Source organism: Salmonella sp. FC25216, from assembly GCF_057751355.1.
The window spans coordinates 523174-539211 of record NZ_JBDGON010000002.1 but is presented as its reverse complement, the minus strand read 5'-3'; the positions used below and the strand labels follow the sequence as shown (position 1 = coordinate 539211).

14 protein-coding genes and 1 pseudogene are annotated in these 16038 nt (G+C 50.7%); 7 read left to right on the top strand and 8 right to left on the bottom strand.

Annotation, left to right across the window (positions count from 1 at the left end; genetic code table 11):
- Positions 1–438 precede the first annotated feature (438 nt).
- A complete protein-coding gene (gene ompD, locus AC3G3F_RS05985) occupies positions 439–1527 on the top strand; it encodes a porin OmpD (RefSeq protein ID WP_023249394.1) in 1089 nt (362 codons plus the stop codon).
- A gap of 145 nt (positions 1528–1672) precedes the next feature.
- Entirely contained in the window at positions 1673–2053 is a 381-nt protein-coding gene (locus AC3G3F_RS05980) for a GFA family protein (RefSeq protein WP_077944564.1), read from the top strand.
- A gap of 24 nt (positions 2054–2077) precedes the next feature.
- On the opposite strand, the gene smvA is transcribed toward AC3G3F_RS05980, so the two are convergent.
- Positions 2078–3565, bottom strand: coding sequence for a methyl viologen efflux MFS transporter SmvA (smvA, locus tag AC3G3F_RS05975; protein ID WP_488394634.1), 1488 nt, complete (start codon positions 3563–3565; stop codon positions 2078–2080).
- 117 nt (positions 3566–3682) lie between these two features.
- Here smvA and AC3G3F_RS05970 point away from each other — a divergent pair, with 117 nt between their 5' ends.
- From AC3G3F_RS05970 to AC3G3F_RS05960, 3 genes and pseudogenes are all read left to right on the top strand, one after another.
- On the top strand, positions 3683–4261 hold the full coding sequence (locus AC3G3F_RS05970; RefSeq protein ID WP_023249397.1) for a TetR family transcriptional regulator: 579 nt from the start codon (positions 3683–3685) through the stop codon (positions 4259–4261).
- 182 nt (positions 4262–4443) lie between these two features.
- Positions 4444–4701, top strand: a pseudogene (narI, locus tag AC3G3F_RS05965) (respiratory nitrate reductase subunit gamma); the annotation flags it as partial.
- A gap of 108 nt (positions 4702–4809) precedes the next feature.
- Entirely contained in the window at positions 4810–5703 is an 894-nt protein-coding gene (locus AC3G3F_RS05960; protein ID WP_023249399.1) for a PhzF family isomerase, read from the top strand.
- Between the two features lie 36 nt (positions 5704–5739).
- Here AC3G3F_RS05960 and nhoA read toward each other — a convergent pair whose 3' ends face one another.
- From nhoA to AC3G3F_RS05945, 3 genes are all read right to left on the bottom strand, one after another.
- Entirely contained in the window at positions 5740–6585 is an 846-nt protein-coding gene (gene nhoA / locus AC3G3F_RS05955; protein ID WP_488394632.1) for an N-hydroxyarylamine O-acetyltransferase, read from the bottom strand.
- 127 nt (positions 6586–6712) lie between these two features.
- Complete coding sequence (gene pptA, locus AC3G3F_RS05950) at positions 6713–6946, bottom strand: tautomerase PptA (RefSeq protein ID WP_023249401.1); 234 nt, start codon at positions 6944–6946, stop codon at positions 6713–6715.
- Positions 6947–7058: 112 nt separating this feature from the next.
- Complete coding sequence (locus AC3G3F_RS05945) at positions 7059–8018, bottom strand: hypothetical protein (protein ID WP_488394630.1); 960 nt, start codon at positions 8016–8018, stop codon at positions 7059–7061.
- A gap of 384 nt (positions 8019–8402) precedes the next feature.
- Between AC3G3F_RS05945 and ansP the strand changes: the two genes are divergently transcribed.
- Positions 8403–9896, top strand: coding sequence for an L-asparagine permease (gene ansP / locus AC3G3F_RS05940; RefSeq protein ID WP_023249403.1), 1494 nt, complete (start codon positions 8403–8405; stop codon positions 9894–9896).
- Between the two features lie 76 nt (positions 9897–9972).
- Here ansP and AC3G3F_RS05935 read toward each other — a convergent pair whose 3' ends face one another.
- Complete coding sequence (locus AC3G3F_RS05935; RefSeq protein ID WP_023249404.1) at positions 9973–10194, bottom strand: YgdI/YgdR family lipoprotein; 222 nt, start codon at positions 10192–10194, stop codon at positions 9973–9975.
- A 144-nt stretch (positions 10195–10338) separates the two neighbouring features.
- The gene (gene yncE / locus AC3G3F_RS05930) at positions 10339–11400 is read right to left on the bottom strand and encodes a 7-bladed beta-propeller protein YncE (protein ID WP_023249405.1); all 1062 of its coding nucleotides are present in this window, start codon (positions 11398–11400) and stop codon (positions 10339–10341) included.
- Between the two features lie 263 nt (positions 11401–11663).
- Here yncE and pqqU point away from each other — a divergent pair, with 263 nt between their 5' ends.
- Complete coding sequence (pqqU, locus tag AC3G3F_RS05925) at positions 11664–13784, top strand: TonB-dependent receptor PqqU (RefSeq protein ID WP_070801239.1); 2121 nt, start codon at positions 11664–11666, stop codon at positions 13782–13784.
- 45 nt (positions 13785–13829) lie between these two features.
- On the opposite strand, the gene mcbR is transcribed toward pqqU, so the two are convergent.
- Both mcbR and AC3G3F_RS05915 read right to left on the bottom strand, forming a co-directional pair.
- A complete protein-coding gene (mcbR, locus tag AC3G3F_RS05920) occupies positions 13830–14495 on the bottom strand; it encodes a colanic acid/biofilm transcriptional regulator McbR (protein ID WP_070804396.1) in 666 nt (221 codons plus the stop codon).
- Between the two features lie 331 nt (positions 14496–14826).
- Entirely contained in the window at positions 14827–15864 is a 1038-nt protein-coding gene (locus tag AC3G3F_RS05915) for an NADP-dependent oxidoreductase (protein WP_053529067.1), read from the bottom strand.
- Between the last annotated feature and the right edge of the window lie 174 nt (positions 15865–16038).

Sequence of the window (16038 nt, the reverse complement as noted above, 5' to 3'; positions counted from 1 at the left end):
TGTTTCATTTGACGGTTTTGCTATTTTTTAAGTGCTAACCTTGCGCCGTACCAGGATTGCGCTGGCAAAAAATACAAATTTTACAAAATGGTTAAACATGTTAATATAATGATATCGATATGATAAAATATATAGTTAGCGCTGATTAACAACGGTATTAGTGCATATAATAATCAGTTGTTACTACCAAAAATAAAACCATAAACAGACCAATAATCCCGCCCGAAAATATATTTTACAAGACAGTCCCTATTTAAATTAATTCTCTCAGATGTATTAAGGCGATCTGGATCACACAAATTAAAATAATTTGTAATCTTATGAAACTTATTATTGAACTTATACCACTCCGTCATTTAAAAATAGTCTGCCATTGACAAACGCCTCGTTTAACAATGGTTGAGGAAACTCGCTAAGAAAATTATAAGGACTATTAAAATGAAACTTAAGTTAGTGGCAGTGGCAGTGACTTCCCTGTTGGCAGCAGGCGTAGTAAACGCAGCCGAGGTATATAACAAAGACGGTAATAAACTGGATCTGTACGGTAAAGTTCATGCTCAGCATTATTTCTCTGATGATAATGCGAGTGATGGTGACAAAACTTACGCGCGTCTGGGCTTTAAAGGCGAAACGCAGATCAACGATCAGTTAACCGGTTTTGGTCAGTGGGAATATGAATTCAAAGGCAACCGTACTGAAAGCCAGGGCGCTGACAAAGACAAAACCCGTCTGGCGTTTGCTGGTCTGAAATTCGCTGACTACGGTTCTTTCGACTATGGTCGTAACTATGGCGTTGCTTACGACATCGGCGCATGGACCGACGTTCTGCCAGAATTCGGCGGCGACACCTGGACACAAACTGACGTCTTCATGACTGGCCGTACTACTGGTGTTGCAACCTACCGTAACACTGACTTCTTCGGCCTGGTTGAAGGTCTGAACTTCGCCGCGCAGTACCAGGGCAAAAATGACCGTGACGGCGCGTATGAAGCTAACGGCGACGGTTTTGGTCTGTCCGCAACGTATGAGTACGAAGGTTTTGGCGTAGGTGCGACCTATGCGAAGTCTGACCGTACTAACACCCAGGTTAAGGCTGCGAGCAACCTCAATGCCGCGGGTAAAAATGCTGAAGTCTGGGCAGCCGGTCTGAAATATGATGCGAACAACATCTATCTGGCGACCACTTACTCCGAAACGCTGAACATGACCACCTTCGGTGAAGATTTAGCTGGTGACGCGTTTATCGCGAACAAAACCCAGAACTTTGAAGCGGTTGCTCAGTATCAGTTCGACTTCGGTCTGCGTCCGTCCATCGCGTACCTGAAATCCAAAGGTAAAAACCTGGGTACTTACGGCGACCAGGATCTGGTTGAGTACATCGATGTCGGCGCAACCTACTACTTCAACAAAAACATGTCCACCTTCGTTGATTACAAAATCAACCTGCTGGACGACAGCGATTTCACCAAAGCGGCTAAAGTGTCTACCGACAACATCGTTGCTGTTGGTCTGAACTACCAGTTCTAATCCTGCATGATGTAATGAAGTCCAGGCCAGCCCATGATGGGCTGGCTTTTTCTCATGATGTTGAACCGGTCATAAGGAGTATGCCGTGCAAACGTTCACAGGACGTTGCCTTTGCGGGCGGAGCCATTTTACCGTTAACGTCGAAATACTCGATGTCTATGCCTGCCACTGCACGCTGTGTCAAAAATGGTCGGGCGGAATAGCCATGTATCTGGAAGCCTGCGGGCAACCACAGCTAGCCCCCCTTTCCCCGGAACCACCACACTTTTCATCCTCTTCGCGCGGCAAACGCTACTTCTGTTCCGGCTGCGGGTGTCCGTTGTGGTTTCGGCTTACCGATACCGATCGCTATTTTATTCCCTGGACCTTACTGGAACTGAACGAAGTTGATCGTCGTCGGCTGATTCTGGCTGCGGAAATTTATACCGAAACCCAACCTGCCTTCTGGCGACTGACGGGGCAATACGCACGCCTCAGCGGTAAAGAAGTTGAGGAAATGGACTACCCCTGCCAGTTAGCGCATTAAGCACTTATCTCACCAGGCTTTATGTTATCGGCGTTGGGCCTTTGCCAGGCTGAACCACATCCCTACCGCCAGTAAAAGAAGCATACTTCCGGCGCTGCTTAACGCCACGCTATGCGACCAGATAAAGGCTTGTCTGGCGGCGTCCAGTATTGCCTGCCCCAGTGTCGGCGGCAGGCTATTCGCCAACTGCACCGCTTCCCCCATTGAAGATGACGCTCTGATAATCTCTTGCGCCTCAAGCCCGGCAGGCAGACGGATAGAGGCGGAGAAGCTACGGCTTAGTAGCAGACCGAAAATAGCGATGCCCAGTCCCGCGCCCAGTTCATAAGCCATCGTTTCTATAGCGCCGGCCGCCGCCGCTTTTTCTGCCGGCGCAGCGGCCATAATTGCCGATGTGGAAGCCAGTAATGCGCTGGCGGCGCTAAATCCCAGCAGCGCCATCAGCCCCCGGGCCTGCCATTGTTGGGTGCTGAAATCCGTCATCGCCAGGCCATAAAAACTCAGCGCGCTTAACGCCATTCCGCCCGTCGCGACCAGCCGTAGTCCCAGACGCGAGACCAGCGCGCCCGCAATCGGCCCGCTGAATCCGCTGGCGACCATCACCGGCAGCATAAATACCCCGGCCTCATAGGGCGATAGCCCGTGGACAAACTGTAACTCTTGCGCCATCAGTAGCTCAAAGCCCACCAGAGTGATCATCGCGGTCATTGCCATCACGACGCCGCTCAGGATAATGCGATGGGTAAACAGTCGCATATCAATCATCGGACGCGATGTCGCAAGCTGTGTGCGGATAAAGAGTCCCAGTAGCAACGCGCCGATAAGTAAGGTCAGCGAGATTACCCCCAGCGATAAATGCCCTTTCAGCGCAGTTTTAGCGCTATAGACCAACAGCAAAATGGCAATAATCAGCATCACCGCATGGCCAAGATTGAGCGGTTGATCGCGACGGCCCGCCTGACGAGGAACATAGCGGGCGGTTAAGCCCATGACGACCAGCACAATCGGCACGTTGATCAGGAAAACCGATCCCCAGTAAAAATGCTCCAGTAATATGCCGCCGATGAGCGGCCCAAACGCCGCTCCGCCCGAACCTACCGCTGCCCAGACGCCCAGCGCCATGTTGCGATGCTTCTCTTCGGAAAAGGTGGCGCGTATCCCGGCCAGCGTCGCCGGTACAATCATTGCCGCGCCGATAGCCAGTAATACCCTGGTGGCAATAAGCCAACTGGCGGTATGCGAAAACGCCGCCGCCAATGACGCCAGGCCAAAGAGCGTTCCGCCCAGCATCAGCAGACGTTTAAAACCGATACGATCGCCAAGCGCGCCCATCGGTAGCACCATGCCTGCCATGACCAAAGAATAAATATCAATGATCCACAGTAGCTCGTTGCCGCTGGCGCCCAGCGTCATACTTAATGTCGGCGCGGCGACATGCAGGACCGTGGCATCAATGGCGACAGGAATATAGACCAGTACAATAATGACTAACGTTAACCACTGACGAAACATAAATCTCCCTTCAAAAAATCAAATTTGGACGCCTGTCCAGTTTCAGGATCGTACGGTAAGTTGAACGAATGTCCAGCTTTTTGTTACACTGCGCGCATTGGCTAATGTGGGGAAAATATGAGTTACCTTAACCGGGATGAACGCCGCGAAGTGATCCTGCAAGCGGCGATGCGCGTGGCGCTGGCAGAGGGTTTTGCCGCCATGACGGTGCGACGGATCGCGTCAGAAGCCGATGTCGCCGCCGGACAAGTGCATCACCACTTCAGCTCGGCGGGCGAGCTTAAAGCGCTGGCCTTTGTCCATTTGATCCGTACCCTACTTGATGCCGGACAAGTTCCGCCGCCCGCCACCTGGCGTGAACGGCTTCATGCCATGCTGGGTAGCGAAGACGGCGGCTTTGAGCCTTACATTAAATTGTGGCGAGAGGCGCAAATTCTGGCTGACCGGGATCCGTATATCAGGGATGCTTATCTCCTTACGATGCAGATGTGGCATGAGGAAACGGTCACTATTATCAAGCAGGGCAAACAGGCAGGTGAATTTACCTTTACGTCTAACGCCACGGATATCGCCTGGCGGCTTATCGCACTGGTGTGCGGGCTGGACGGTATGTATGTGCTGGGTATTCCGGAGATGGCCGATCCCGCGTTTGAATATCATCTGGATCGTATGATTACGCTTGAACTCTTTGCGTAAACTTACAAAAAGTTTAATAAATTAACTTTTAATCTACAAGTGGTAACAATTAAGAAACACCATATCTCTTCTTCGCGCTGGCCTATTTTTTTATCTATTCTTTCACTCAACATTCTAAAAAAACTTCAATAAGTTCTCAAAAGAGCGCGTAACGCTCTGTCTCTTTTTTTGTGTTTTACTGCCTGAACACCATTCCGTTTTCGGCGCAATATCCGGATGGCAGCGAAATGATGAAGCTGGTGAGCTGGGCGCAAAGTATTGTTACCTTCCGTGGTGGGTCTTCGGAAATGCTGAGCGGTGTGGCGTTTGTTTTCCGCGTCCATCTGGTACCAGGAATGGCTATTTTTCTGCTCTTCCCGTTCACCCGTCTGGTCCATGTCTGGAGCGCGTCGTTTGAGTATTTCACCCGCCGCTACCCGATTGTTCGTACCCGCCGCTAATTCTCTTTGCCCGGAGGGCGCACGCTTACCGGGCAAAGAAAAACGCCTGTGCGTCGTCATTCGGCAACGCACAGGCTATGATGACTCTTCAGTCAAAGGAGAACATCAATGAAACCGCAGATTTATCATGTTGACGCCTTCACCAGCGAACCCTTTCGCGGCAACTCTGCCGGCGTTGTCTTACATGCGGATACACTAAGCGACGCGCAGATGCAACTAATTGCCCGTGAACTTCGTCACTCGGAAACCGCCTTTTTGCTAAAAAGCGAAGAGAGCGATGTACGCATACGCTACTTTACACCGACAGTAGAAGTCCCCATCTGTGGTCATGCCACCGTGGCCGCGCATTATGTTCGGGCAACGGTACTGGGGTTGGGAAACACCACCGTCTGGCAAACCTCGTTAGCGGGTCGTCATCGCGTTGAAATTCATGCCGAATACAACGACTATCGCATCACGCTGGAGCAAGGTAAGCCTTCTTTTGAACTACCGTTTGTCGGAGAGATTCGGGCTGCCATCATCGCCGCGCTGAACCTTACTGAAGATGATATCGTGCCGGGAGCGCCGATTCAGGTGGCTTCAACCGGACATGCAAAAGTGATGATTCTGCTCAAACCAGACGTTGATATTAATGCCCTTTCTCCGGATCTGGCAGCCCTGATGGCAATTGGCCAGCAAATTGGCTGTAACGGCTTTTTTCCTTTCCAGATTCGTCCGGGAAAAAACGAAACCGATGGGCGGATGTTTTCCCCGGCGATGGGGATTGTGGAAGATCCGGTAACGGGAAATGCCAATGGTCCGATGGGAGCATGGCTCATCCATCATGGTCTGATGGCGCATGACGGTAAAACGCTGCAGATTAAAGGTCATCAGGGACGCGCTTTAGGCAGAGAGGGAACGGTTGATGTTACTATCGCCATTCGCGATAACCAGCCGGAAAACGTCACCATCTCCGGCCAGGCGGTCATTCTGTTTCATGCCGAATGGGCCATTAATTTTTAATCTTTGTCAGGCCAGATAACCCTCGGCGGCAAAAAATTATTTTCCTGCCTCCGGATGGGTATCAAATCCAGCCATTACCGCAGTCAGCTCCGCCTCGGTAAAACCGTGCTTTGCATCATTTACGCAGAGACCAAACTGCTGCTGAAGTAACTGATACAACGACGGCACATCCGGTAAATTAACCTGTTCAACGGCATGTCCCAGGTGGTAACGCGTGAAGTGGAAATTCGTTAATGTCAGCTTGCTGCCCTCAGGTAAATGGCGGCACATCAACAAATGATGGCGAAAATGGGATTGCGGCCAGTGAGCCGACCAGAAATTGCCCATCACATGATCGCTCTGCTGCTGTCTCCCCAGATCAAAACAGTACATCGACTGCCAGTGCTCATAGTGGCGGAATTGTAAAATCCATGTGCCCCCCTCCTGCAGCAGGCGGTATTCGCCATGCGGTGTCTGCTGGGCAATTTCTGCCTGTAGACGAAGCGGCGCGGTTAGCGTTTGGCCGCCAAAACCCACGTCAGCGATCCACTGCTCGCCCTCAACATCAACCAGCAGCAAACGGTGCGTGCGCGGCGGTAAGGTGGCAGGATTAGACAGAATTACCCGCCCCAATAAGCTTCGGACGTTAAAACCAATGTCGCGTAGTGCGCGTTCAAGCAGGCCATTCTGTTCAAAACAGTATCCACCGCGTCGGGCATGAAGCAGTTTCTCTTCTAATGCTGTCTCATCAAGCTGTATTTCACGAGGTAGTAGTACATCCAGATTTTCAAAAGGAATGGCGCAGTTGTGCGCTAAGTGAAGCGTTCTAAGCGTTTCAACCGTAGGAACGGTCAACGGCTGACAATTTAACCGCGTAAAATAAGCATGTAAAAAAGAGGTCATCTGAGGCTTCCATTAAGGTATTCCACGTTGAGTCCCCCATCTCAGCGCTGGGGACTCATGGCATTGCGGCGTACAAACGGCAATTAGGTTCTGCTAACACACCGCTAAAACAGCGCGACGAGATAGACTATTTCGACATCGTGTAACCGGGTTTTTTAATTAGCGTTTCCATCTGCGGGGCGATTTCGGTATCCCATACCGCCTGCCACTCTTCGGGCGGTACGTGGTTAAGCGCTACGCTAATGGAACTCTCTTTGCTTTGCAAATGGCGGATGATGACATCGGTAATGTCGGCGGCCAGCGCCAATTTTGCTTCGTCGGTCAGATCGCGGGGAAAACATTTGATATCAACGTGGGGCATAATGATGTTCCTGTGAACAATAGGACGTTAACATTACCTTACCCGTTGATGGGTGTATAGAAGGCAGGGGGAATTACAGCACACCCCGTAAAAGACGAGGCGTGCCAATGAGTTAACCAGGATCTAGACGAGACGAGTCCTCCTCCCTCAGCAGTGGAATCGTCGACATGATGGAACTGGCATCGTCAGCAGGTCTTACCCCTGTTGCAATAGCGCTTCTGGCAACGTCAATGATTCTCTCTTCCAGCGGTTTAAACGTCTCATTTGTTGAGTCAAGGGCAGTAAATATTCTCTCAAGCTCCTCAGAAAACTGGACAAAATTGCCCTCAATGGTAATGTCCTCTTGGGTGGCCTCGTTTGTAAGTATTACCTTTATCTGCTCCGTTACCGGGTCCGGAAATTCTATAAACTCAAGAGGGTACTGTTCGCCTGCCTCTTCGCATACGGTCATTCTCACAGTGGTTTTACCTTCAGCCGCAGCCTGGCTTAATTGCCTATGTATGTTATACATACTTCTGACATATAAGTTCTCACCATAGAACTGCGGCTCCGGACCGTTTATAATTGGCGCTATTTTGAAGGCGTTCATTTCTGAAAATGCCGCCAGAGTCTTATATCTTTCGCTAAGAGCATATAATCCTGGCGCTGTTTCAAATTCCTGTTCCAGCTTTACGCAGATCTCTTTGAACGTACCGGGAACCTCATCCGTGTGGTTGTCGTCGGATATTCTTACTACCGACTCGCCATTGGGGCCGACAGAAATTTCTTCCAGTCGCAACTGGCCGCCGCTTTTAAGGCTACATTCCACCGTCTTTTTTTGTAACGCAGACGCGGCCATGAGATTAGCGTGTATACCCTCTGCATTAGCACAGAACTCGGCAACTTTAGGTCGAACATTACAATAATGCTCAATCAAGCGAAAAATTCCATAGCCAATTCCCAGCGTGAATACGCCCACCATTCCCTTGGCGAATTTAGTCGCCAGCTTATTTTCATAGTTTCCCGCAGCCTGAGGAAGATTCGTTTCTGCTTTAAATGCCCGCGCGTAGGTTCCAGCTGATGTTAATGGCATCGTAATACTCCGTTGTCAGTTCATGTTTATGCCATAGTGACCTTTAGACGATGGTGGAAACTTTCAAATAATGCCCAGGTCGTGTGCAAGGTTTAACAGGGGTTATTTAGGGCGCGACACGCCAGCCATAAGTTTATAATGTCGTCTCTGCTGGCTGAATCGTGACCGCTTTACACCACCTCTGACCACACAAATAGACTCGACATCCTCATTTTGTCCTTTTCGTATATTTTGCGTCATTTAACAATTGCAGGTAGGATGCACCGCCGGCGGTTTTAACAGAATAAGGGAAAAACCGTATTCGCCATTGCAGGTAATCGATTGGTTAGCACCCGTCGCGGCATAAGGGATTTTTCTGTCAGACAGGCCATAACAGGTAACGTAATGAAAACACAGACTACGCACGCCGCAGAGCAACATGCGGCGAAACGACGCTGGCTGAACGCCCATGAAGAGGGGTATCACAAAGCGATGGGAAATCGCCAGGTTCAGATGATTGCTATCGGCGGCGCGATTGGCACCGGATTATTTTTAGGCGCAGGCGCCCGATTGCAAATGGCCGGACCGGCACTGGCGCTGGTCTATCTGGTGTGCGGTATTTTTTCTTTTTTCATTTTACGCGCGCTGGGCGAACTGGTATTGCATCGCCCTTCCAGCGGAAGCTTCGTCTCCTACGCCCGTGAGTTTTTGGGTGAAAAAGCGGCCTACGTCGCAGGTTGGATGTACTTTATTAACTGGGCGATGACCGGGATCGTCGATATCACCGCCGTGGCGTTATATATGCACTACTGGGGCGCATTTGGCGACGTTCCGCAATGGGTGTTCGCGCTCGGCGCGTTAGCCATTGTCGGTACCATGAATATGATCGGCGTAAAATGGTTTGCCGAAATGGAGTTCTGGTTCGCGCTGATAAAAGTACTCGCGATTGTTATCTTCCTGGTGGTGGGCACGATTTTTCTCGGCACCGGTCAACCGCTTGATGGCAATGCCACCGGTTTCTACCTGATTACAGATAATGGCGGATTGTTCCCGCACGGCCTGTTGCCCGCGCTGGTACTGATTCAGGGCGTGGTGTTTGCCTTTGCTTCGATTGAGCTGGTCGGTACTGCCGCCGGCGAGTGCAAAGATCCACAGACGATGGTGCCGAAAGCCATCAATAGCGTGATCTGGCGTATCGGTCTGTTCTATGTGGGATCGGTCGTACTGCTGGTTTTACTGCTACCGTGGAACGCCTATCAGGCGGGACAAAGTCCGTTTGTCACCTTCTTTTCTAAACTTGGCGTGCCTTATATTGGCAGCATTATGAATATCGTGGTGTTAACCGCCGCGCTTTCCAGCCTGAACTCCGGCCTTTACTGTACGGGGCGAATTTTACGCTCAATGTCGATGGGGGGTTCCGCACCGAAATTCATGGCGAAAATGAGCCGTCAGCATGTACCCTATGCAGGTATTCTGGCGACTCTGGTAGTTTACGTGGTCGGCGTGTTCCTGAATTACCTCGTCCCCTCCCGCGTGTTCGAGATCGTTCTTAATTTTGCCTCGCTCGGCATTATCGCGTCGTGGGCGTTTATCATGGTGTGCCAGATGCGTTTACGCCAGGCGATAAAAGAAGGTAAAGCCGCAGACGTCAGTTTTAAACTGCCCGGCGCGCCTTTTACCTCCTGGCTAACGCTGCTGTTTTTGTTAAGCGTGCTGGTACTCATGGCGTTTGACTACCCGAATGGAACTTACACTATCGCCTCGTTGCCGCTGATCGCCATTCTGCTGGTCGCCGGCTGGTTTGGCGTGCGCCGTCGCGTGGCGGAGATCCATCGCACTGCGCCAGTGACTGCGGATTCGACAGTGAGTGTCGTATTGAAAGAAGAGGCCGCGACATAACATTACCCTTCCCCGGCAGCGCCAGACCTGCCGGGGTTAATGCTCGTTGCCACCAACACCGCATCGCGCCCAATGGTTAGTCAGCCTTAATCAACTGCGCCACATCATTGCTGTTAATTTCCCGCTGGTTACCCTCCTGATCGGTATAACGAGTCATTCCCGTCTCTTTATCTAATTGCGGCTTACCCTGAGTTACGATCGTTTGCCCATTCTTCGTCGTCATCACATAGTTGGTTGTGCAACCCGCAAGCATAAAAAACATCATGCCCAAACCTGAGCATATAAATAATTTTTTCATATTTCTCTCGTGAATGTAATGAGTTAACTACAGCAAAAGGCAGTGTAATTCTCACAGAATCATCAGGCTATCGGCGGGGTGTAACGAGGCGTATCGGTGCGTTTAAAGAGATGACTGGAGGGGTTCCCCCCCCTCCATATCTATTTACAGAGCAATGCGGATAACATCATCCGGCTGCGTCGCTTCCTGTTCACGCGTCGATTTCTGCTTCACGCTGACGTAGAGCGTTTTACCGTCTGCCGATAGCGCCAGGCTATTCGGGTATGTCGGCGTATCGAACGTTTTAATAACTTTATAGGTCTTCGCATCGATCACACTGACCTGCCCTGCCTGACGATGCGTCACATAGGCCTCGTTACGCATCGGGTTAAACAGGACGGCCAAAGAGGCAGGCGCCGCTATCTTGGCCAGAATATTGCCATTACGGGTATCGACAACCAGGATTTCAGCCGCCTTCGAGTCGGTGATAAACGCGCGATGACCTGCGGTATCGAGACTCAGGTTAATAAAGAAGTGTTCTTTGCCGTCATCCAGCAACTTCTTGCGGCTGAGAATTTTATTGCTGACGGTATCGATGGTGATGAATTCGCCATCCGCATTGGTGGTGTACAGGCGTTGCGCTTTACTGTCGATCGCCAGACCCGTACTCATTTTGCCGGTATTTTCAATCGCCGTTTTCAGTTTGATGGTTTCGCCATCCACAACCCAGATGGCGCTCTCTTTACCAACACCGCTAATGTAGACCGTGTTGGTAGACGCATCGGCAACCAGTTCACGGGGCTGTAACGGACGAACCTCTTCGGTACGTTTGCGCGCATCAAGTACCAGACGGCCTTTTACATCGCCAGTTTTGGCGTCAATCGCGGTAACAGCGCTGTTAATGGTATTGCCAAACCACAGTGTTTGGGTCGCGGTATTGATTGTGGCGCCGAACGGCTTGAGATCGTTATGAATCGCTTGCGTGATTTCCAGCGTCACCGGGTCGAGACGATAAACCACGCCGCCTTTATCCAGTTTACGGCTTTGCGATGTAGCCAGCCAGAGCGCGTTTTCTTGCTGACTCCAGGCCATCTCATAAGCGCCTTTGCCTACCGCTTTACGCAGCATATCTTCCGCCGCCAGCGTGCTAAATGAGGAGGCGACGAGGAGCGAACCTAACAATAAAGAACCACGCAGACGCGGCGAAAAAAGATGACGTAAGTGCATGACGACTCCCTTTGATAAAAACTTATATAGCTGCTTCACACTACTTCACTGTACGGAATCTTCGTTCCGCACTTATTATAAGTTGAGAATAATAATCATTATTCATCAGAAAGTGGAGCTTTTCCTCGCCTGCGAGCGTTTTAGCCCTTAAATACCGCACATTTTCTTAACTTAATGTGCGATTAAAATTTCAAAACTTTACATGTTGACTACCCTTAATGTCACGTTTTCCGTTGATACGCTTACATTTACCCGGCATTTTCATGAAAATTATTTCCGTTAGACAGCGACTTTATCCCGCCCTCTTATTTCCCCTGACCTTTTCCCCGGTCCTTCAGGCCGCCAGCGCACCCAATGAACAAACCATGATAGTCACCGCAACGCCGCAAACCGTATCCGAACTGGATACACCCGCCGCCGTTAGCGTCATTGAGGGGGAAGATATGCGTCTGGCGAGGCCGCGCGTCAATTTATCTGAGTCTTTAACCAGCGTCCCGGGATTGCAGATGCAAAACCGGCAAAACTACGCGCAGGATCTTCAAATCTCTATCCGTGGATTTGGCTCGCGTTCCGCCTTTGGCGTGCGCGGCATTCGTCTGTATGTTGATGGCATCCCCGCCACCATGCCGGATGGACAAGGCCAGATTTCGAATATTGATATTAACAGCATACAAGACGTTGAAGTGTTACGCGGCCCCTTCTCAGCGTTATACGGCAATGCTTCCGGCGGCGTGATAAATGTAACCACTGAAACCGGGAGACAGCCGCCCACCCTTGAGGCCAGCAGCTACTACGGCAGTTATGGAAGCTGGCGCTATGGGCTAAAAGCCACGGGCGCGATGGGCGACGGCACACAGCCTGGCGACGTGGATTACACGGTATCGACTACCCGTTTCACCACCCACGGCTACCGCGATCACAGCGGCGCGCGAAAAAATCTGGCTAATGCCAAACTGGGCGTGCGGCTTGACGATGCCAGTAAACTCTCGCTGATTTTTAATAGTGTGGACATTAAGGCGGACGATCCCGGCGGACTCACCGAATCTGAATGGAAAGCCGATCCGCAACAGGCGCCGCGCGCTGAACAGTACAATACGCGTAAAACTATCAAACAAACTCAGGCTGGATTGCGTTATGAACGTCAGCTCAGCGCGCAGGATGATATCAGCGTGATGGCCTACGCCGGAGAGCGGGAAACCACGCAATACCAGTCTATTCCTCTGGTGGCACAGCTAAAACCGGCCCAGGCTGGCGGCGTGATTACACTGCAACGCCACTATCAGGGCATTGATTCCCGCTGGACCCATCGTGGAGAATTAGGTGTACCGGTCACCTTCACTGGCGGATTAAATTATGAAAACATGAGCGAAAACCGAAAGGGTTACAATAACTTCCGCCTCAACAACGGCACCCCTGAGTTTGGGCATAAAGGCGATTTACGGCGGGATGAGCGTAACCTGATGTGGAATGTCGATCCTTATCTGCAAACCCAGTGGCAGCTTACGCAAAAACTCTCGCTGGATGCTGGCGTGCGCTACAGTTCCGTGTGGTTCGATTCTAACGATCACTATATCGCGCCCGGCAATGGCGATGACAGCGGCGACGCCAGCTATCATCAATGGTTACCCGCCGGATCGCTAAAATATGCGTTAACCGATGCCTGGAATCTCTATCTTGCTGCCGGTCGCGGATTTGAAACCCCCACTATCAATGAGCTTTCTTATCGCGCTGACGGCCAAAGCGGGTTCAACTTTGACCTCAAACCGTCGACAAATGATACGGTGGAAGTCGGCAGTAAAACGCGGATTGGTAATGGCTTGTTGACCGCTGCGTTATTTCAAACCGATACCGATGATGAAATTGTCGTCGCCAGCAGTATGGGGGGACGCACTACCTACAAAAACGCGGGTAAAACTCGCCGCCAGGGCGCAGAACTCGCGTTGGACCAGCGCTTCGCCGGCGACTGGCGGGTGAAAGCATCGTGGACCTGGCTGGACGCGACCTATCGCAGTAACGTTTGTCAGGGGCAAAACTGTGATGGAAACAGGATGCCTGGCATCGCCCGTAATATGGGATTCGCCTCATTAGGCTTTATCCCGGATGAGGGTTGGTACGCCGGAACTGACGTTCGGTATATGGGCGATATCATGGTCGATGATGAAAATACCGCAAAAGCCCCTTCTTATACCGTTGTTGGACTGAATACAGGGTATAAATTTAATTACAGTCAGCTTACCGTCGATATTTTTGGGCGGATAGATAATCTATTTGATAAAGAATATATCGGTTCGGTGATCGTTAATGAATCGAATGGCCGATATTATGAGCCAGCGCCAGGGCGTAACTATGGCGTGGGGATTAATCTGGCATGGCGATTTGAATAAACATCCGGCAATAGCGGGGGAGCCCCCGCTATTGATAAGTCATAGTTACATGACGTACTGATTTTTAATCGTCGCTATGTTTTGTTGCAAAACGTCCTGTAAACAGTAGCGGCTGGCTTCTTTATCACCGGCCACTAATGCATTAAGCAATTTCCTGTACAGATTAACGCCATTTTGATAATCATCAAGTTTAAAATTATCATATAAAAAATGCAGGCTTGGCCCCAGACATACCCATAATTGCTCGATCATGGCATACAGTGTTGGCATATCTGCGTAGTGATAGATCTCAAAGCGGAATGCGCGGTTGGTCAAAAGAATTTCCTCCATAGCCCCACTTTCCAGCGCCTGTTGAAATTCCTCTAATAACGCATTCAGAGTCTGCTCGCGATCTGGGGTAATCTTACCCGCAGCAGCTACCACCGCCATCTCCTCCAGGGCAGTACGAATCGTATTAATTTCCAGCAAACGTTCCAGCGAGATCTCCGGCACCATAAACGCCTGTGCTGGCGCCACGGCCAAAGCACTGGAAGAGACCAACCTTAACAGGGCCTCACGCACTGGCGTAATACTTACACCTAACTCTTGAGCGATATTTTTAGTGATAAGCCTTGCGCCTGGCTTTAATGCGCCAATAGACAATTGATGCTTTAACCCATTTTCAACCTGTGTGGTCAGGCTTATATGTTGTGTTTTTTCCGTACCCGGCATTTTCCTTCCTTCACCTCTTGGCAGAACAACATCGCAATTGAGTCCCAAAGAAGTTTCGGAACTTAATTGTAAAAAAGATAATCCAGACCTGAACGGCCAAATAAAAGTGATAATTTACTTGCGTGATATTCTCATCTTTTACAACAATACAGGTTCCTTTATGGCAATCGCTTTAGCTTCGTCATTCCCTCTCGTATCGAGATTTTTGACCGATTCAGGCTGCTGAAGGAGATAAACTGCCTCACCGCGACCTGTATGATGAATATATAAGTAAAGCCGGAATTTTAAAATTTGCACATTTTTATGGCGACATAATGCCGCCATTTTTTCTTTACGTATCGTCCGCTAAGCGTATCACAACTTTGCCAAAGTTCTTCCCCGCCAGCAGCCCCATAAACGCTTCTGGCGCCTTCTCCAGCCCATCGGTAATCTGCTCCCGATAATGCATTTTTCCTTCTTTGATCCAACGTCCCATTTCTTGCTGAAACTCATGTATCCGGTGACCATAATCCTGGTTGATGATAAATCCTTGTAGGCGGATACGCTTTTTGAGTAACGTCGCCATCAGCAGAGGCAGTCTGTCTGGACCGTCCGGCAACGCTGTCGCATTGTAACCGCTAACCAGACCGCAGAGTGGAATCCGCGCCGAAGTATTCAGTAGTGGTAAGACGGCGTCAAAGACTTTACCACCAACATTCTCATAATAGATATCGATTCCCTGCGGGCAGGCCTGCGCAAGCTGTTGCGGGAAATCATCAGCGTGATGATCAAGGCACAGATCAAACCCCAAAAGTTCCGTCGCATGACGGCATTTTTCCGCGCCGCCGGCAATACCCACGACCCGGCAGCCCTTCAGCTTGCCAATTTGCCCAACCGTTGCGCCTACGGGGCCGGTGGCGGCGGCGACAACCAGCGTTTCGCCCTCTTTCGGCTGGCCGATATCCAGTAACCCCATATAGGCGGTAAACCCCGGCATGCCTAAAATACCCAGCGACCAGGAAGGATGGTGCGGATTATCACCCAGCTTTACCAACCCTTCGCCATCTGAAATGTCATAATCCTGCCAGCCATTGTAACTCAACACCCATTCGTCTGGTCGGTAATCAGGATGGTTTGACGCGACAACGCGACTGACCGTACCGCCAACCATAACGCAGCCAGGTTCAACAGGCGGCGCATAAGAGGCTTCATCGCTCATGCGGCCACGCATATAAGGGTCGAGTGATAAAAAAACGGTACGCAATAGCACCTGCCCTTCACCGGGTGTCGCGACGTCATCTTCTTCGAGGCGGAAGTTATCCATCTGCGGCGCGCCGTGGGGACGCGAGGCCAAAACCCAACGACGATTTCGGTTGGTGTGTTGCTTCATTCTATTCTCCTCATGCCTGGCATAATCCATCAATAATAGTCGAACATTCGCTATCTGAGGGAGTTAAACACTCTCAGATATCAGGCGCCTTTCGCCGCTGTGCGCTTTTATGAACGACTGCCTCAGCCCCTCGCCCAACGTGAATTCTTGCGCTAATCCGTTGATTTATGCCGC